Genomic DNA, 17,011 nt, shown 5'->3' on the forward strand with positions numbered 1-17,011 from the left:
TCTAATTTAATGCTTGTTTAAGTGTCTCTTTGTTTGCGACGAGAAATGTCATCACCGCACGCCCGCCATCTACCGAATTAAGTCCGGCAGTAAAGAGTTCTGCGCTATCCACCGCGAGGGTTTGTTGAATATTGACAGGAGATGCTACGACTTGCGAATCTCTATGCCCCTCGCGTAGCGAATCACTTAACCCCGGCTCGCGATAGGTCGGCATACTCGGGCTTGATACCACACCACCGCTTGCGTATTGACGCAGTTGCCCACGATTAATGGCATGTAAAAAATCGACACCGTAGCGTGATACGGCTGCCGCCCGGACGACATATTCGCCGTTGGAAAGTCGTGCGGGAATAGAATCCGATGTGCTTGTGCCGGCACCACGTATATAACCACCGGTTGCCGCACTCACCGCCCCGGCAGCACTACCCGCAAATCCTAACCAACCGCCGACCGCACTACTGGTTTGCATCGCCAGTTGTTGGGCGGCGATTTGCGCCATCGCATTTACTACCGTTAAAGCGAGATTTTTTACCGCATCACGCAACGACATCGTCCCTTTTGCCAGCCCCATCAGAGCGGATTGAATCCCCTGTGTTAAGCCGTCTTTAAAGGCTTTTTCCATCTCATTGCCGGCGCTTTTTAACTCTTCAATCTTCATTTTCATATTGTCGAGCATGGTGCGGGCTTGCTCGCCTTGCGCACCCGGCATTTGGGCGAGTTTCTCAAGTAACGGAATTTGCTTTTCAATTTCCGCAACGGTGTTGGCATAGACTTGTTTAAGCTGCTGTTGCCCCTCAAGATGAGTAAGAATACCGACTTGCACTTGTGCTTGAATTTTTTGCTCTTGGGCGCTTTGATTTTGATAAATTTTGTTAAGCTCTGCTTGTACGCCGTTGATTTGGACTTTAGCTTGCTCCAACGGCAGGATTTTTTTAATAAGATTAATTCCATCAACATTTGAGTGTTTTTGGAACTCGGCTAAGAGCTTGTTATAACGCCCTTCAATATCCGTTAAATTGGCTTTCACTTCTTGCCCGGTTAAGCGCAAATACTGCACGTTCAACGCCAGGTTTTTATCGGTCGGATCGTATGTTGCTTTTTTTGATGAGCGGGCATGTTTTTTGGCTTTTTCTGCCGCTTCAATTTGTTCAGCGAGTGCATCGGCTTTAGCGAGATCATCACCGGTCAATCCTTTTTGTCGGCTTTGCTCTTTAATCCGTGCCGCCGTCCCTTTAGTTTTGCCGGTGAGTTGGTTTTGTAGGCTATCAAGATAATTCCCGGTTTCTTTTTGCTGTTTGGCTTGCTCAAGTTGTTTTTGCAAGCCAATCACCATGTTAAAGCGCTCAATAATCGGATCTAATTCGGCAGCCGTTTTACCGGCACGTGCGCCCAATGCGCGAAACTCATCACGCATCGCTTCAAGTTGTTGGGTCGCACTCATTGTCGTACCGACAAGTTCGTTGCGGATTTTCTTCTCAAACTTATCAAGCTCACCCACCGACGTATTCATTTGCGCTTCCACTTTTTTGATTTCGTCGGTGATGAGTTTAATGGCTTCCGGGGCACTCGGGTCGCCGATGTCTTTTAACTTCTGCGCCAACTCGCCACCGGCGGCAATCGCCTCGTTAAATGCGGCGGTAAGTTGCTGTTGGTTTAAATCCGCCAGCATACCGGTAGCATCGGACAAGTCATTGATGGTCGCTTGTAACACCTTAATTTTTGTATTGATGTCATTGATTTCGTCGGCATTAATGAGTCCGCCCATGACACTTGTGCGGTTAGTATTCAGTAATTCATTGCGACGTTGAATCAATGCATCAAGCTGTGATTTAGCCTCTTCAATCGCTTTATTATTAATATCAACCTGACTGATACGTTCGCTAAACCCACCGATTTCACCGAGTTTAGTCCGCGCTTCAATAAGTGCTTCGGTTTTTTCGATGTTGGATTGGATACTATTTGCCGTTTGTTGATATGCCGTATCAAGTTCTGCTTCTTTGCCCTTGATGTATTCATACGCAGCATAAAGTCCGAAAATCGCCGTAATCGCCAGCCCAATCGGACCGCCGGCAAGTGCCAGCAAACTTTGACCCAAGCCGCTAAATGTCGCCGTTCGCATAGCTAACGCAAGATGACGGTTTGCCAATGCAAGGCGTTCTGTTGCCAGTGTCGCTTTCTCTGTCGAGGCTGCCATTGCGACCGCCGACTGTGCGGCTTTAACTTCAATTGCTGCGCGGGCGACAAGCGTGTTATTGGCAACGGCGGTGACGGCAGAATTGCGCACCATTGCGGCGGCACTTTGTACCATACCTGCCGTGAAACGGGATGCCATTGCCACCGCAACAACCAGCCCAATATTGCCGAGCGCATTCAGATTTGATGCCAATCCGGAAAGCGCCCCGGCAACGGCACCGGTGACTGAAACGGCATTATTGGTTTGATTAATCCAATCGCTCCAACTGTTTTTTAATTGATTTGCCGCCCGCCCGATAGTCAGTGGCATGGATTCGTATTGCTTTTGGATTTCCGCTGCCGCTTCTTTGGTTGCCCCTAAGATAAGTTGCGGCGTAAGTTCTCCCGCTTCTGCCATTTTGCGTAACTCACCACGGGTTTTACCGAGGGATTTTTGCAACACTTCTAAAAAAATCGGCATTTGTTCGGCAACCGAGTTAAATTCCTCACCACGCAATGTACCGGAGGCTAACCCTTGCGATAATTGGATAATCGCGGCTTGCGCTTCTTGCGGGAGGGCACCGGATACCACGACCATTTGTTGTAACGTACGCGTAAATTGTAAAAGTTCCGCGCTGTTGGCTTTATTACCTAACGCGCGAAATACGCGGGTATAAAGTTCGGCAGTGGAGGCGAAGGCATTTCCCGTCTCATTTGAAATATCCATGAGTTCACGAAATGTGCCTTTTGCCTCATTATTAGAACGGGAAACTAAACGGATGCGTGCCTGATAGCTGTTCATGGCATCGGCATCTAATAAGATACTTTTAACGCCTAATGACACCCCGGTAATGGCGGCAAAGCCCAGTAATTGGGATTTAAAGCTGTTGAGTTGTTGGGTAACGTGGGTAATGTCGGATTTTGTTTGTTTGAGGTTTTTATTAAGCAACACCGTCGCCTTATCAAGCGTATTTAACCCTTGCGCACCGGCTTTACCTTGCACCCCCAAACGGTCACTTGCCGCACCGGTGCCGGAAAGCTCGGCTTTAATTTGTTTTAAATTACGCAATGCCGAATCCACGTCGGCTTTAATGCGCATCGCAAGCGTTAAAGTCTCTGCCATAAATTCACCTCAAAAAGACCGTACTGCTAGTCGGTCAGATCCTTGATATAATTTGTTAAGTCGCTCCCGCCACTAAAACCGACCGCACAATCGGTCGCACGGGCGGCACGTTCACGGCGGGCACGCAACAAGGATTTTTCGTAAAAAAGAATAAGCTGTCGGGCGGTATAATGTCCCAGTTCGCTAAATTGATGACCGTTTGCGATAAGATGCTCTATAAGTTCGCCCCAATCAGTTTCTCTGCATTGGTCTTTGCCAGTTTTTCGATGAGCGGTTGTACCGCTTTTCGGGTAAAAAAATCACTGTTGACCGCCCACCACAACAAAATCAAATCTTCGCCCTCTTTTGCCTCAAGATTGGCAATGAACGCCGGGGTTTTACCTGTTGATATGGCGACCAGCTCAATGATGTCGTGGTAGTTGTCGCTTAACGCTTGCATAATCTGTTCAAACTTGATGTCATCTGGTGACCCGTCCCCAAGAATTGCCCGCAGACCGGCAACAAACGGCGTGAATTTTGCATGGTGTTGCATTTGCTGAAGGAGCGTGTATTCTTTCACGGTCACCGTTTCACCACCGACGGTGATGTCGCGATTAGGGTAGAGAATGTCAAGTTCAGAAGGAGCCGGAGTGTTCATTTTTATGCCTTAATTTTACTTTTGCGTGGAATTCCCCAGGTATTCCCTAGGGAATGAATTTATTTGCGGATTTTAATCACGCGACCAAAGCGGCCGAGCGCTTTATCACCGACCTTAGTAGTGTCAGCAAGCACCTGGGCTTTAGTAGATAACGCATCTAATGAGTTATCGTTATTAATCAGATTTAGGGCTTCCGTCGGGTTAAAATTAACTTTATAAAGCTCAACAACCGTCCATTCGTTCAGCTCCGCTAAGTTCATCCCTTCAAAACGCAAGAAAAGATCCTGTGGATTTTCGGTAAGCATTGCCACACTTTCTGAAGCGCCGTGCTTGTATGCCACTGTGTCGGTGTTATTCTGAATGTCTTTCAAAAATTCCACTGCACCGAAAATTGGATCAACGCTGTAATCCGTACCCTCAACCAGAGACCCGATTTTGACTTCGCTCACATCTTGATGTGCCAAAGTGATACGATCACCCGCTTTGATTTCTTTCGGTAGCGCCTCGCCGGAGACGCTCGCCGCTTCTTTTTTTGAGGCGCTACCCAACAGGGTCAAACTCAAATTTTCAACGCTTAATTCGTGAAATTTAGCGGATATTTCGCCAGATTTCCCAGTGATAATTTTGCGCACTTTTTGACGCGCGCCGGAATAGGATTCGGTGTGTTCAAAACTTTCCACACTTAATGAAATGGATAGCTCGGACACATCACCTACCCAGCGTTGCGCGCCGATGTTGCCCATTGCGTCACGCACAGCAAGATAAAGCTTGCCCTGACCGTAAGAATATGTTTCAACGTGTGCCATTTATTGTTCTCCTTGTTCGGATTCGTTAGTTTCGCCGTTTAACGGCACTGTGTCGGCATTGATGCCGGAGTTTTCGGTTTGTTCGGCTGTGGGCGGTTGTTGTTCCGCTATGCCGGTTTTGCCAGTATTTTCATCCGCACTTTTAACTGCCGTGCCGATTTGATGCCGGATGAGATACGCCGCGTCGGCGTCGGTTACGTCAATCACATCACCCGCCGAGTAGCCGACACCTGCGTGGACGTGCGATTGGTTTAATTTAATTTGCTTCATCGGTTTCTCCCCATGATAATTTTGGTTTGATAGGTCTCCATCCAGACCAGGTAAGCGTTGCTGTAATCCACTACATCACCGCGTACAAAAAAGGTTTCTTTTGCGCCCGGTAGCGGTGGACGCCAGCCCATCAGCTGTTCCCGGATTTTGCCGATAACCGGATTACTCACGTTCAAATGCGGTGTTTCGATGTTGTACTGATATGACTGAACAATTACGATGACCGAAAAGCTCACGGTGACCATCTGACGTACCGAAATATCATTAAGCGTTCCGATTTCGCCATTAGGTACCACAAATACTGCCGGTGTCGGTAAACCGGCAAGGCTTAATTCCGTGATTGATCGATATTCCGCGGTCGAACCCAACGTATGAATGTATTCCGGTTGTAGTGGTTTGAGCTGTTCAATCACATGCTTTAAGTCAAAGGGACCGTATTGCATTAGTAATCCTTCAAAGTTTCGGCGGTAAACACGCGGTCGCGCTTGGTAAATTTCGGAAAGCCGGAAGCAGGTACAAGCTCATCTTCCATTCCTAAAGAAAATTTACCTTCAGCAACCAGTTGCAACAATTTCAAGGCATCGCGATAGTCACGTACAATCGGACTATTTTTCTCTTCGGATATCAAATGTTGATGAAGAGAGTAGCGAACAATTGCACGCGCCCAAGTCGTCAAAATACGCGGTGTTTGCTTAAACGGCAGCTTATAGCCGCGCTGACGTAAATAACCGTCAATTAACGCCGAGGCGTCTGCAATCACTTCTTCGATGCGGGCGATTGCCTGCTGTGCTTTTTCGAGGGTTTCCGGTTGCACGCCGGAAGTATCCTCACCGTCAATGATTTTGTCGATAACACGCCAGTCGGCAGGGGGTTGCCCCACCTGCGCAGTAACTTGCGCCAGTTCCATCACGCCAGGTTTTTCACTTAATTGTTGCAGGCTGATATACATGTGACGACCTTATGCGATAACGTTTTCTAAGAAGAAACCGAGGTCTTGTGCAGTAATCAACTCTTTGACAGATTCGCCCACGCGGTGACGGTTGCCGCCACGATAGCCAATGTCTTCGTCGAAGATTGTGCGCACTTCACGGGTACCGAATTGGGCGGTTAAACCGAATGTAGTGCCGTGTTGGGTATCGGCTAATACGTCACGATAAATCAATGAGCAGTGACCGCCCCAGGCTTTGGCAAGCACAGGTTTCTTGGCTTGGTTGACGGTATTCACCAAGGTCTGACCAACCAAGATATTATCCAACTCAAATAACTCACGTAGGAACGCTAACGGCACTAAACCACTATCGCCCAAGGTACCGTTGTAGGCTTTGATGATTTTTTTGTTGGTGCGTAATGCCGTAGCCGCTTTTTGTCCCAAAATCATGATATTCGGACGCATAATCGGCGTATCCAGTGCTTCCAATAATTGCTTAATCGGATCAGAATCATCATGTGTCCATTGGTCATTGCCGCTTAAAGTTTTGCTTAAACCGCTGGCGTAGGATTTTTTGTTAAACACCAGGCCCGCTGTGCGCACTTCTCGCGCCAAATCAATCAAATTGATGGTTTGTTCCACTGCACGACCGTCCGGGTCATAATTTGGCGGTGCATTTTTAACATCAACCAACGGCACCGGTGCGTCTAATGCATGGTCTTCGGTGGACGCGGTCAATTCGGTGGCACTGAATTCCACCTGGTTCGGGCGGGATGTACGACCGACAATGGTTTTAGGCACGGTAAAACCTTCGCCTAAATCATGTTTTAGATATTTAAACTCCTGTTTTGCCACGGTAGTACGTGGTAACACTTCGTCGGCAATCATGCGGCGGTTACGATATGCAATCGCAATCGCGGTTAGTGCCGGATTGACAGGGAAATTTGCTTTACTCATTTTTGATCCTTTTTTCAATAGGTGAAAATTAATTACAGTTTTCGCTTAAGTTTCATTAACGCCTTATTCAGCGGCAAAACCCGGTACGATGAAAAGCGAGCCTAAATCGCCTTCACCGCCATCTTCTTCCGCAAAACCGATGTAGGCTTGTTTAGCCGTGGCTTTTACTGCACGACCTTGTGCATCGGCGGTTAAGCAATCACCGCGCTTAATGTCGGCACCGTACATCACCGGATATAAGCCGGAGCGCACAACATCAACATGTTCGCCAGGCTCTTTCGGCACGCGAGTCGCGATGCCTAATAATTTATCCGTCGCAGCAGTGGCCTGTTTAGCGCCTTCTTTTTCTTCACCGTGGCAGACAATGTGATAACCTTCGATTTTGCCTTCGGTAATGTAAGCAACGGTTAATTCAGGGGTTTGGGTTATTTTTTCGCTCCTTGCATAATATGATTGACGGCATCGGTCATTGAGATTTCAACGCCCGCTTTCGCTTGTTCCGCTTGATAGGCGGTCGCCGCTTTAGCGATAGACGCACCATCGGCAAAATCCACCGCGTCTTTGTCTTTTTCACCTTCTTCGCCGGATTTTTCCGAAAAATCGACCGGTTTGGTGTTAAGTACGTCTTTTAATACGTCAATAGACGATTTGGAGACGGTTTGTGAGCCGTCGGAAAACGACACTGGGGCATTGCCCAGTTGCACCATCACTTCAACTAATCCTGCTTTATGTGCCGGCAATAATTTACCCGCTTTTACAAGGCTGTCGGCAAAATCGGTGGCTTCTTTTTTCTGCTTTTCGGCTTCCGCTTTGGCTTTTTCTTCCTCGGCAGCTTTGACTTTGCTCTCGCGGTCGGCAATAGCGGCTTCACGTGCGGCAAAATCAGCTTCTTTCTTCGCCACTTCGTCGGCTGCCAGTTTTGCGGCGGCGGCTTCAATCGCGGCTTGTTGTTCTGCTTCTGTCATGGTTTTCTCCTGTGGTTTGGGGTGATCAGAGTCGGATTCGTCAAAAGCAAAGTCGGCAAACGCATTTTCACCGCCTTGGCTTTCGGCAAAGTTTACGTCTGCCAAGCCTTTCACGGCGGGCGGTACGGCGCCCAAAAAGCCGACATGACGTAAATAATAATGACCGGGTTTCGGATTGCCGGGCGTTTCCGGCAAAAAAATGGATGCACTGCGCTTTTTATAGCGTCCGCTGTTTACCGCCTCGGCAAAGGCTGCATCAACCTGTCCCACGTGGACGTAAAGTGTGCCGTCCTCCACGCTGGTTTGTTTCACCCAACCGTAAGCCGGGGCGGTAAGACTTGGGTGACCGATAACAATCGGTGATTCGGCTAATTGCGGGTCGTAACTGTCGGCAATATCATTGAGCATGTCCGCCGTAAAGGAGATATCACGCCCGTCCATCGCCGTATGAGTGCCTAATTTCATAATCGGCATTTTGGTTAATGTCATGTTGAAATGTTGCTCCGGTTAATTCAATGGAGCCAGTATGACGAGTAGGAAAAAAAATGTATTTTGGACGCGTCTAGAATGTGTTAAGTAAAGAAGTGGATAAAATGCGATGGGATAATATCTTATTTTGCGCATTTTAGGCGTTTATAAACGTTTATAAACACCCAAAAAACTATTTAAGCAACAATGTATCGAAAAACAGATAAAAATGCCAGGGTGCGCCTTTAGGCGTTAAATTCGTTTTTCAGGTGTTTACGGGCAATTTCCAGTAATCGCTGTTCATCGTCTGCCGACAAACCGAGCCATGGGCGTGCCGGGATAGTGACACTTTTTACCGGGCGTCCCTGTACGTTTAATGCCTTGGCATTTTTTGCAGTGACCGTTCCACCGAATTGATGGATGGCGGCATAAGGTCGGTCGCTGCCGAAGACCACTCCAGTATCGCTTGCCTGGTAGCGCAGTGTACCGCTCAAATGCCCGTCGAGGGTTAAAATTTTGTCAGCGTTTTTCTTTTTGCTCTCGCGATACCAATCTTTAAGTGGTGTCCACGGCGTACCATCGGGGGCTTGTTGGGCGGTAAAGCGGGCAAAATGGATCGCCAGTAATTCTTCGCCCATTTCGGCAAACATCAGCTTGGGGCGACTTAAGCGTGCCACCGCTTTATCCAGTATGCGACTAAGCGTTTTAATATCTAATTCGATGTTGACTGCGGTCATATTTTGTCCTATATTGATTTCAACGCATCGGGTGGGCAGTCCCCGCCAGGACCTCCAATCCCACACCCGGCGAGAACTCACCTGTGGCGGCGGGTGAGTTTTTTAGCCTTCATCATCCCGGTAATATAACATCACACCGGTGCGCACCTGCTCTAAGTATTCTTCTTTGTCCGGCGCAAATATCGTCGTTCCTTCCCAGCCGTCACGCCCAACATCAAACACCGCCAATGCCGGCACATTATGTCCGTCGCTGTCTAATTCAAAGCGGGCGATATAACGACGGCGCACGGTTAGCAGTTTCAAGTAGTGATGATATTCGGCACGCGTCCAGATTTCATCGGGCGACTTCAGCGCCATAGCTAAAATCTTCAAATACACCTCGCGCCCGCGCTTTTTAAGTTTGGAGTGACCACTGCGCGAGGTAAACAGGGCATCACTAATTACCAGGCTTTCACCCAGCACGTCTTTAAATATCGCGGGTTTTTCTGCGGTGGCGCCGAATTCGGATAAAAATGCATTGATATAAAATCCGTCCTCTTTACCTTCCGGCAACAATAACCCGGCGGAGACTTTGCGCGGCGACGGCATTGGAATTGGCGTATCACTACGGTGCGGATAAAACGCTACGCGGCGCGGTTGTCCGCCGTCGTCTAACGGCGGTAGGGTTTGACTGTTTAAGCGTGATGCGCCCGGTATGTGCTCAAAGCCGGGGTCGATACCTTTTGGCACTTGCACAATGCGCGGATTCAACCCGCGCGCGCCGATAAGACGTTCTTCCCATTCGATATTCGGCGCTTTATCTACTTTGAGTCCGTTGCGGTCCATGTATTCTTGACTGCGTCCGATAACGGTACATTGACAACCCCAAGCGTTGATCGGGAAGTGGGTTTGCCACCACGGGTCGTCATGGCGTAAAATCAAGCCGTCCCAGTGCAGGTGCTCAATGCGCGGGTGGCTGACGGCGTCGCTGTGGACGTATTCCCAGTACGGCATGACCTCTTTGAGCTCCTGCAATTGGGTATATCTGCCCGCCTGATAACTGGAGCGCAGATTGGTTTCGTAAATAATACGACTGCGCCAGTTGCGCCCGCCGTGATAATCCCAGCCGTGTTTCGCGACGATATTGTCAAAATCCTTGCGAAAATCTTCCAGGGTTTTGCCATTTTTAATAAAATCCTGAATACTGTTTGCAAAATCTTCGATGATTTCGCGCCGATTGGCACCGGCAACGACTGCCGCGTAATCATGCTCGGCGTTGTAAATATCCGTCCATGTGGCAGTAGGGGTCGGAATTTTGCGCTTATAGAACTCAATCTGCTCATTAAACGGCACACGCCCATACGCCACTTTACTCATTGCCCGCCTCGCTTACGACCGATTCACGTCCGCTTAAATTGGCCGCATTAAGTGCAATCGCCATGGCAGCGGAATATTGTTCAAGGCTCATCTCCGGCAGGATTGTCAGCAATTCATCGCGCAATTGTTCAAGCGATTCTACACGTTCGGCCAACGCGCGCACTTTGCCCACCCAGTCATCAATTACCGGGGCAAGATTGCCGTCGAGCTGGTCAACCATGTGCGCAGGGATGTCTTTTTCCACCGTGTCCGCAAAGTCCGCCGTTTTCGTGACCGGCTTATTGGGTGCCGGATCATCATTATTCGACCCTTCCGCTTTCTCCCAGTCACCACCGTAAGATGCCTGAATTTGTCCCAAGGTCGGGCGATAGCCAGTGGTTTCAAAAATGACTTTGTCGCGGTTGGCTTTTTGCGTTAAGTCCTCCGCCTCATCAAACACTCTAAACACGCGGGGTGGGCGTGCATTGGCAAAATTCATTTGAGTCAACCATGTCACCGGACCGCGGTTAAAAGATTCACAAATCACGTCAGAGTCCGCTTTGATGATAGATTCCAGCACTTTTTCCTGTAAATCATCATTTCCTAAACGTCCTGCCGTGCCACCTGATGAGGAGGTTTGCCCGAGCACCACGCGCTGGATACCTTCATTCATCGTATCAAACAACTCTTTGTAGGAGCCGTTACCGGTGCGCCCCTGACTTAACAGCTCAATGGGCATATCTAACGGTATCACAATGCCGCTGTCGGATTGGATAGATTCTACCGCCTCCAACAGTCTTTTTTGGTCGGCTTCGCTGGCATTCTTGCCGTAGCGACCCAACACCGTCGGCATACCAAATTTCTCCAAAAAAATCAGCCAAAATTTCACGCCGTTACGCTTAAAATAACTTAACCAATACAACCAATGAGCAAGACCAATACCATAGGGTTCGTCGTCATGGTCGGCACCAGTGCAAAAACACCAAAAATACGGTGCCGGGCATTCAATCCCCTCGGTTTGGTTTGTACGGGTAAGTAAGCGCAATTCGCCCTTTGGCGTAAAGCGGAAACGGCGACGGTTGCGCACTTTGATATCTGCGACATACTTGCCGTTATCATTCACTCGATAAATTAATTCTGCCACTGCATAGCCGTAAAAAATACCGTAGTGCATGAGTTTAGTAATGCGGTCAAAACCAATTTCAGCCACCCAATCGCGGATAAAGTCCGCTGCTTCTACATCCTGCGGTTCGTCGCTTGCAGGCTCTACCGTCCATTCGCGGGCAATCAATGCATCTTGGCGTTGAGTAAGGGTGCGTTTAACTTCTTCATCGCTTAATACATTCCCATACAGCGACAGGTCACCGTTACCGCGTCCGCGTAATACGCCATCTTCCGGTTGCGCCAATGCCCCAACATAACCTTTGGTAATATCCTGTCCGTCGCCGGTTGTGGCGATTTCACGGTTGGTTTCCGGTTTTTTATTTTTGCTTTTGAACCAATCTTTAAACCCCATCATTAAAATCCTCTAAAATTATTATGTCCGCGTACCGTGCCAAAGCCACGTGTGGAAAATGAGCTACTTGTCCCGAATAAATCTGCCGTAGTACGACGCTGCCCGGCTTTAAAATCAATTTCAAAACCTTCGTCGGTGCGATAGGCGTAATAGAGCAGGAGTTTGGCTATGCCTGCATCGCCGTGTCGTTGGGTGCCATTATTACCTTGAGTTCGTTTATCCGGAATTCGTGGCACGCCTTTTACCACCTGGAATGCGCGCAAGTCGTCCAGCATATCGGCGTGATGCGGAATACAGTGAAAAGTACCGTCTTCGAGTGCCGCTTTAAACGGTGGCGCATGTTGGGCGTACCATGATTCGCTTAACATCACCGATTCCACGACCTGTCCATAACGGTCAAATGCCGCTTCCGATAAGAATTGCCCATTGCCCCGTCCATCATTCGCGGCTTTGGAAAAGCGTGGTAGGCGGTCGGCGATGTAGTAATAAATCTGTTCTTGTTGCTTAAACGGGATTTTTGACATTTCCAGCACCAACACTTCTTTCAGTGTTAAATCGAGCTGTTCCTGTCCTACGCAAATCACCGATAAGTCTCCGCTGCGCGCAAAGTCCTCGCCGATATAGCTGCGTTGCCCGTTCGGCAATGCCTGCAACACCGGCAACAGGTTCTCTTCGCACCATGCTTCGATTTCAGCATAGCGCACGGGTTCGTCAACAAGGCTGAATTCGTCTTTTTTGGTTAAGCGGATAAGCGGCGTATCTTTGCTCATGCGGCTTTCAATGAGCGCGCGGGTAAGCCATGCACCGCCCGAGTTGCGCGGGATACAATCCAACTCTTCGGAGGCGGCGTCACCGTAAGAAGCACGGATTTCAGCTACCCAGGCATCTTCGCTTGCTTTCGTCCATTCACGTCCTAAACGTAAACAAATGCGCTGATAAAGCCCATCTTGGATAGCTTTATCGAAAGGAATGGTGTGTAGGCTATAAGGTTTTTTCCCCGCTTTGACGTCGCTTATCAACTCGTTAAACGGATTATCGACACCGTTGTGGGTGCTGATAATATGCACCTGACCACCCCACATTAAGAGCGCCATTGCGGCTTTCATCAACTCCTCTAGGTCGTCGTGGAACGCGGCTTCATCAATGATGACGCGCCCTTGTTTACCGCGCAAGTTTGAAGGTCTGGAAGACAGTGCAGTAATTCGCCAACCACTGGCAAAACGGATGATGTAAGCCAGAATGGCTTTTTCTTCGTCGCCTTCTTTAAAAATTTCCTCGGTTTCTTCGATTTCGCCCGCTGCCAAACCGTAGGCTTTCGCCCAGTTGCCGCAGTCGCGGATAAACTCTAATGCCATTTCTTTGTTATAGCCGATATACCATGAGTCCATGCCTTGTTGAGACGCCGCCAATAGTGCGGTGTCGGCAGCTTCGCCCCAGGATAGACCGATACGACGGGATTTTTCGCAGACTTTAACGGCGGTCGTATCAGCGCACCACTTTTGCTGATACGGTAACAATACGGCGGGCGTGCGGGCAGTTTCAGTGGTATTTTCCATTACGCGGTGATCCCCAAAATTTGTTGACGTATTTGGTCTGCCGTATCCGCACTTAAACCGCCTTTCTTAACCAAGGTTTCCACTTCCTTCGCGGCGGCTTCGGCACGGGCTTTGATTTCAGCTTGATATTTTTTCAGATTAATACTGGCACCAATAAGTGGGCTGATGTTTTTCCCCACAAACGATAACGCGGTAAGGCGTTTCATCGGGTCGTCCTCTTCCTTGATTTCTTCCAAACTCATTAACGCCTGGAACACTTCGCTTTGGATCATCTCTAAAATCGCATCGCTTTGCGCACCTTTCTCGTTACTGATGTTTTCAGAAATCACTTTAGCAGCTTCCGTACTGGCTTTAATCGAAGCAAGACGTTGCTCTAACTTTTGACCATAGCGATGCACCGCACTTTTTGAAATATCATACCCACGTTTTTTCAGCGCTTCTTCTAATTCACGATAGCCGCTAAAATTACTTTCGACCAATGCCGCATCCAGCCAATCTTTAACCGCTTTTGGCAATTGTTTGACAGTTGAACGTTTTGGCATAATAACTCCCTACCAGTATTTTTCCGGACGGGCGATACCTTGACCGACAGGTGTGGTATATTCCACGATATCTACACCGGCGCTGGTGAGTTTTGCATGCCAACGGGCGGTATCACGTCCCTTGATTTCAACCAATCCCTTATCCTGTAAATAATCCAACTCTCGACGTAACTCAATCATTGTCAGTTGAATCGGTACGGTTTGGATAGTGGATAACAGCAGACTTTCCGGCGCACCGATAGGGCGGGCGTGGTCGAGCGTGAGTAAAATCAACCAGCGAATATGTTCTTTTTTATTTTGTTCAAAATTAATCATAGTGTTACTTCCCGTTCATCAAGATCACCTGATCTAACTTGGCGTTAATTGCGTCAAAACGTGCTGAATTGACGGTTTCGCTGCGGATAGCATCTTCGCGTCGCTGATAATCGTTCGGCATACTGATTTTAAGCTCCGTCACGGTTTTATTGGCGGCTTCGGATAACTCTTTGGCGGCTTTAATGTCGTCATGTAATCGACGGTAACGCTCTTCGCTGAATTTGAATTTTTCGTTGAGTTTTGATTCAAACTGCGCCAGTAAAATTTTACCGAAGCCTATCAGCATACCAATAATGGTAATGATCAACCCCACAAAATAAGTGACAACCTGCCACCCGCTGATTTCAATCATAAATTTTCCTTACTTATTGTTTTAATTAATTCAATATGTTTACCCGCACATTCGCCATATAAGTCATACATTTGTTTGAGTGCGATAAATACTGCCTCTGCGTTATTGGCCGGAAGGCTTACCGGCGGTGGACACGCGGTCTGTAATACCGCCGGTAGCGGAGGTTGTCGCACGTTGACGGGCTGTGTTGAGGCTGTGCATGCTGTCAGTATCAAAACGGCAAGTAGCACGCAAAGCGCTTGTTTTTGCCAGAATTTTTTGTAATTCATCAGTGGTTTTGTCTCCCAGTTGTTGGTAGTACCTCAAATTTTCCGTCAGGGTTAAATTCGCTTGGTTTGCTTGCTTAATTTGTTTGTCCAGCTCAAGTAATTGTGCTTGTACCACTTGGTTTTTGATGATTTCAAACTCAAGCTTGGCAGATTGGTAACCGCTGTGATACGCCCGGTAATAGCCCCAGATAGAAATTGCGGCAATAAGCAGTCCGTTAATCAGGGTTTTACCAATCTCTTTACCAAACAGGCCGGTTAAATATTTTATAAACATACCGATGGTCCCCAGGTTTGATAAAGTGGCTGCCAGTGGTAAATAATCCGTTTCGGATAACCACGATTTTCGGTGAAATTGGCGCGACTGCGCCCGCTATTGACGAGTTCTACCCCCTTCCAATAGGTCAACGGGTCAATCCCTTGCGTTCTGGCTTTGCGTTTATCCTTTTGTACCCAACCCAATCCGCCGTTATAAGCCGACAACATAAACGCCACACGACTACACTCAGTATGCGCAGAAACACGCTGATAAAGCCAGTAGTCGTAGCGCACTAAGGCACGCAACGCCCAGCTGGGATTGTAAGGTTGGTTATCCGCAAGTTCGGGATAAAGTCCACTTATCCAACGGGCAGTTGACGGCATAAACTGCGCCAATCCCCGCGCACCAACGGGCGAGACGGCCCGAATATCCCATTGAGACTCTTGGTGAATTTGTGCGGCAAACAGGGCTATTGGGGCTTTCAGGCCCCAAACGGCATGACTGTTGCGGATCAACTCACGCTGATAAGGTTTGGCAGCCTGCGGTATGGATTGCACTGCAAGCGGACAAAGCAACGTAATGGCAACGAATAAACGATGGATAAATCGCATAATTTAAAGCCCCAATGTCACACCCAACATGACTGCACCGACAATGAGCGCGCGGCGCAGCACCACGAGCGCAAAAATGAGTTCGTAGCCTTTGTGAACAGGATATTCCGGTCCGGCATGTTCCGATTGATTTTGATTTTTCAGGTATTGTTTCCAATTAATTTGCAAATAACTGCCCGGGCTGGCATAAGGAAATAGTGCACGGTCGAGGTGGTAGCCAATAATGGCAGCAATGGATACCAGGGAAAGCTTATACAGTACCACCGGCACCTGTTGTGGCGAGGTTAAACCAATAATGATCAGTAAAACCAGTGCGGAAACGACCCAAGATAACAGGCGACCTTGTTTTAATGCGTTAAAAAAGCCTTTCATAACATACTCCTTCGTTAAAAATTAATTGGTTGATTCAGGCTTTTTTGAGTGTAGCTATTATCTGTGGGTAAGTATTTTGGACGCGGCTAGAATAAAGTGCGGTAGGGTTTGGTTATGATTTGCACGATGCGGCAAGTCCTACGACCTGCCGCCATTACCGAATATCGAAAAACAGGGAGAAATAATGAAGCTTAAATCAATCAACATCGCTAAGGTTATTATTACACCAACAGGCTATTGTTTGGTAACAGCCGAAGATTACGGCGACGCTTTCCTGATTCCGCTACAACAAAGCGGTGACCGTTATATTTACGCACGAAAAGCCAAAGAACAGCCTATTGATGGCGAGTTTATTTATGCGACGAGCGCTGAAGAAATTGCGGCATGTGAAATCGAAGAGGAGTGGATCGTCGCTATGCCGGAAAGTGTTTACTGGGATTCCGCCGCCTTTCTCCATTTCTGGAATGCCGGCAGATTGGTTGGTGTCGATGTGATGTTACAAGGTGTGTTTGCCCAGCAAGCGGAGACCTATGCGTGCCTTACCGGGCGAGAAGAATGATTTTAGCGTTTTCTAAGCGTCATCGCACGATGAACGATTTTATAAGGGCTTACCGGCGGCTCTGTCGGTGAGCTTTTTTTGTGGTACGGCATAAACCCAATCACGCCGCGCTTATACAACCCCATCACCACATTATTTAACTCAAACTCACCATAGGTTTCCTCAAGTTTCGCCCAAAATTCTTGGACTGATACAGCATTTGGATAGTGTTTTTCCATTTCTGTAATAATAATTTCTTCTAGGTCTACCATGAGTTTCTCCTTCT

Annotated in this window: 21 protein-coding genes; 1 reads left to right on the forward strand and 20 read right to left on the reverse strand. The window is 48.2% G+C overall.

Annotation, left to right across the window (positions count from 1 at the left end; all coding sequences use genetic code 11):
• Window position 1: 1 nt before the first annotated feature.
• The 19 genes from BKL51_RS06185 to BKL51_RS06280 all read right to left on the reverse strand — a co-directional run bounded on the left by BKL51_RS06185 (window position 2) and on the right by BKL51_RS06280 (window position 16,187).
• A complete protein-coding gene (locus BKL51_RS06185) occupies window positions 2-3,295 on the reverse strand; it encodes a tape measure protein (RefSeq protein ID WP_077465859.1) in 3,294 nt (1,097 codons plus the stop codon).
• Between the two features lie 214 nt (window positions 3,296-3,509).
• On the reverse strand, window positions 3,510-3,932 hold the full coding sequence (locus BKL51_RS06195) for a DUF6631 family protein (protein WP_077465861.1): 423 nt from the start codon (window positions 3,930-3,932) through the stop codon (window positions 3,510-3,512).
• 59 nt (window positions 3,933-3,991) lie between these two features.
• Window positions 3,992-4,738: a hypothetical protein gene (locus tag BKL51_RS06200; protein ID WP_077465862.1), complete on the reverse strand. Its 747-nt coding sequence runs from the start codon at window positions 4,736-4,738 to the stop codon at window positions 3,992-3,994.
• On the reverse strand, window positions 4,739-5,008 hold the full coding sequence (locus BKL51_RS06205) for a hypothetical protein (protein ID WP_077465863.1): 270 nt from the start codon (window positions 5,006-5,008) through the stop codon (window positions 4,739-4,741).
• Window positions 5,005-5,451 carry a hypothetical protein gene (locus BKL51_RS06210; protein ID WP_077465864.1) on the reverse strand — a complete coding sequence of 149 codons (447 nt, stop codon included), beginning with the start codon at window positions 5,449-5,451 and terminating at the stop codon, window positions 5,005-5,007. The genes BKL51_RS06205 and BKL51_RS06210 overlap by 4 nt, the downstream gene beginning before the upstream one ends.
• Complete coding sequence (locus BKL51_RS06215; RefSeq protein WP_077465865.1) at window positions 5,451-5,957, reverse strand: gp436 family protein; 507 nt, start codon at window positions 5,955-5,957, stop codon at window positions 5,451-5,453. Before BKL51_RS06215 ends, BKL51_RS06210 begins: the two co-directional genes overlap by 1 nt.
• Window positions 5,958-5,966: 9 nt before the next feature.
• Window positions 5,967-6,893: a phage capsid protein gene (locus BKL51_RS06220; protein ID WP_077465866.1), complete on the reverse strand. Its 927-nt coding sequence runs from the start codon at window positions 6,891-6,893 to the stop codon at window positions 5,967-5,969.
• Between the two features lie 63 nt (window positions 6,894-6,956).
• Complete coding sequence (locus BKL51_RS12075; RefSeq protein WP_077465867.1) at window positions 6,957-7,322, reverse strand: capsid cement protein; 366 nt, start codon at window positions 7,320-7,322, stop codon at window positions 6,957-6,959.
• Window positions 7,319-8,347 carry a peptidase gene (locus BKL51_RS06230; RefSeq protein WP_077465868.1) on the reverse strand — a complete coding sequence of 343 codons (1,029 nt, stop codon included), beginning with the start codon at window positions 8,345-8,347 and terminating at the stop codon, window positions 7,319-7,321. Before BKL51_RS06230 ends, BKL51_RS12075 begins: the two co-directional genes overlap by 4 nt.
• Window positions 8,348-8,571: 224 nt before the next feature.
• Complete coding sequence (locus BKL51_RS06235; RefSeq protein ID WP_077465869.1) at window positions 8,572-9,063, reverse strand: phage virion morphogenesis protein; 492 nt, start codon at window positions 9,061-9,063, stop codon at window positions 8,572-8,574.
• Window positions 9,064-9,165: 102 nt separating this feature from the next.
• Window positions 9,166-10,419 carry a PBECR2 nuclease fold domain-containing protein gene (locus tag BKL51_RS06240; RefSeq protein ID WP_077465870.1) on the reverse strand — a complete coding sequence of 418 codons (1,254 nt, stop codon included), beginning with the start codon at window positions 10,417-10,419 and terminating at the stop codon, window positions 9,166-9,168.
• Window positions 10,412-11,914, reverse strand: a complete 1,503-nt coding sequence (locus tag BKL51_RS06245) for a DUF935 domain-containing protein (protein WP_077465871.1) — start codon at window positions 11,912-11,914, stop codon at window positions 10,412-10,414. The genes BKL51_RS06240 and BKL51_RS06245 overlap by 8 nt, the downstream gene beginning before the upstream one ends.
• Before the next feature lie 2 nt (window positions 11,915-11,916).
• A complete protein-coding gene (locus BKL51_RS06250) occupies window positions 11,917-13,470 on the reverse strand; it encodes a terminase large subunit domain-containing protein (protein ID WP_077465872.1) in 1,554 nt (517 codons plus the stop codon).
• Window positions 13,470-14,012, reverse strand: coding sequence for a DUF3486 family protein (locus BKL51_RS06255; protein ID WP_077465873.1), 543 nt, complete (start codon window positions 14,010-14,012; stop codon window positions 13,470-13,472). The genes BKL51_RS06250 and BKL51_RS06255 overlap by 1 nt, the downstream gene beginning before the upstream one ends.
• 9 nt (window positions 14,013-14,021) lie before the next feature.
• Window positions 14,022-14,327, reverse strand: coding sequence for a hypothetical protein (locus tag BKL51_RS06260; RefSeq protein ID WP_077465874.1), 306 nt, complete (start codon window positions 14,325-14,327; stop codon window positions 14,022-14,024).
• Between the two features lie 4 nt (window positions 14,328-14,331).
• Window positions 14,332-14,679 carry a hypothetical protein gene (locus BKL51_RS06265; RefSeq protein WP_077465875.1) on the reverse strand — a complete coding sequence of 116 codons (348 nt, stop codon included), beginning with the start codon at window positions 14,677-14,679 and terminating at the stop codon, window positions 14,332-14,334.
• A 102-nt stretch (window positions 14,680-14,781) separates the two neighbouring features.
• Window positions 14,782-15,222, reverse strand: coding sequence for a hypothetical protein (locus BKL51_RS11950; RefSeq protein WP_198930114.1), 441 nt, complete (start codon window positions 15,220-15,222; stop codon window positions 14,782-14,784).
• Complete coding sequence (locus BKL51_RS06275; RefSeq protein ID WP_077465876.1) at window positions 15,213-15,815, reverse strand: transglycosylase SLT domain-containing protein; 603 nt, start codon at window positions 15,813-15,815, stop codon at window positions 15,213-15,215. Before BKL51_RS06275 ends, BKL51_RS11950 begins: the two co-directional genes overlap by 10 nt.
• 3 nt (window positions 15,816-15,818) lie before the next feature.
• Window positions 15,819-16,187, reverse strand: coding sequence for a putative holin (locus tag BKL51_RS06280; RefSeq protein WP_077465877.1), 369 nt, complete (start codon window positions 16,185-16,187; stop codon window positions 15,819-15,821).
• Window positions 16,188-16,371: 184 nt separating this feature from the next.
• On the opposite strand from BKL51_RS06280, the gene BKL51_RS06285 reads away from it, so the two are divergent.
• Entirely contained in the window at window positions 16,372-16,746 is a 375-nt protein-coding gene (locus tag BKL51_RS06285) for a hypothetical protein (RefSeq protein WP_077465878.1), read from the forward strand.
• Window positions 16,747-16,748: 2 nt separating this feature from the next.
• Here BKL51_RS06285 and BKL51_RS06290 read toward each other — a convergent pair whose 3' ends face one another.
• Complete coding sequence (locus BKL51_RS06290; protein WP_077465879.1) at window positions 16,749-16,997, reverse strand: hypothetical protein; 249 nt, start codon at window positions 16,995-16,997, stop codon at window positions 16,749-16,751.
• Window positions 16,998-17,011: the final 14 nt, after the last annotated feature.

Origin of the sequence: Rodentibacter sp. Ppn85 (genome assembly GCF_001999335.1) — a bacterium.
GTDB lineage: Bacteria > Pseudomonadota > Gammaproteobacteria > Enterobacterales > Pasteurellaceae > Rodentibacter.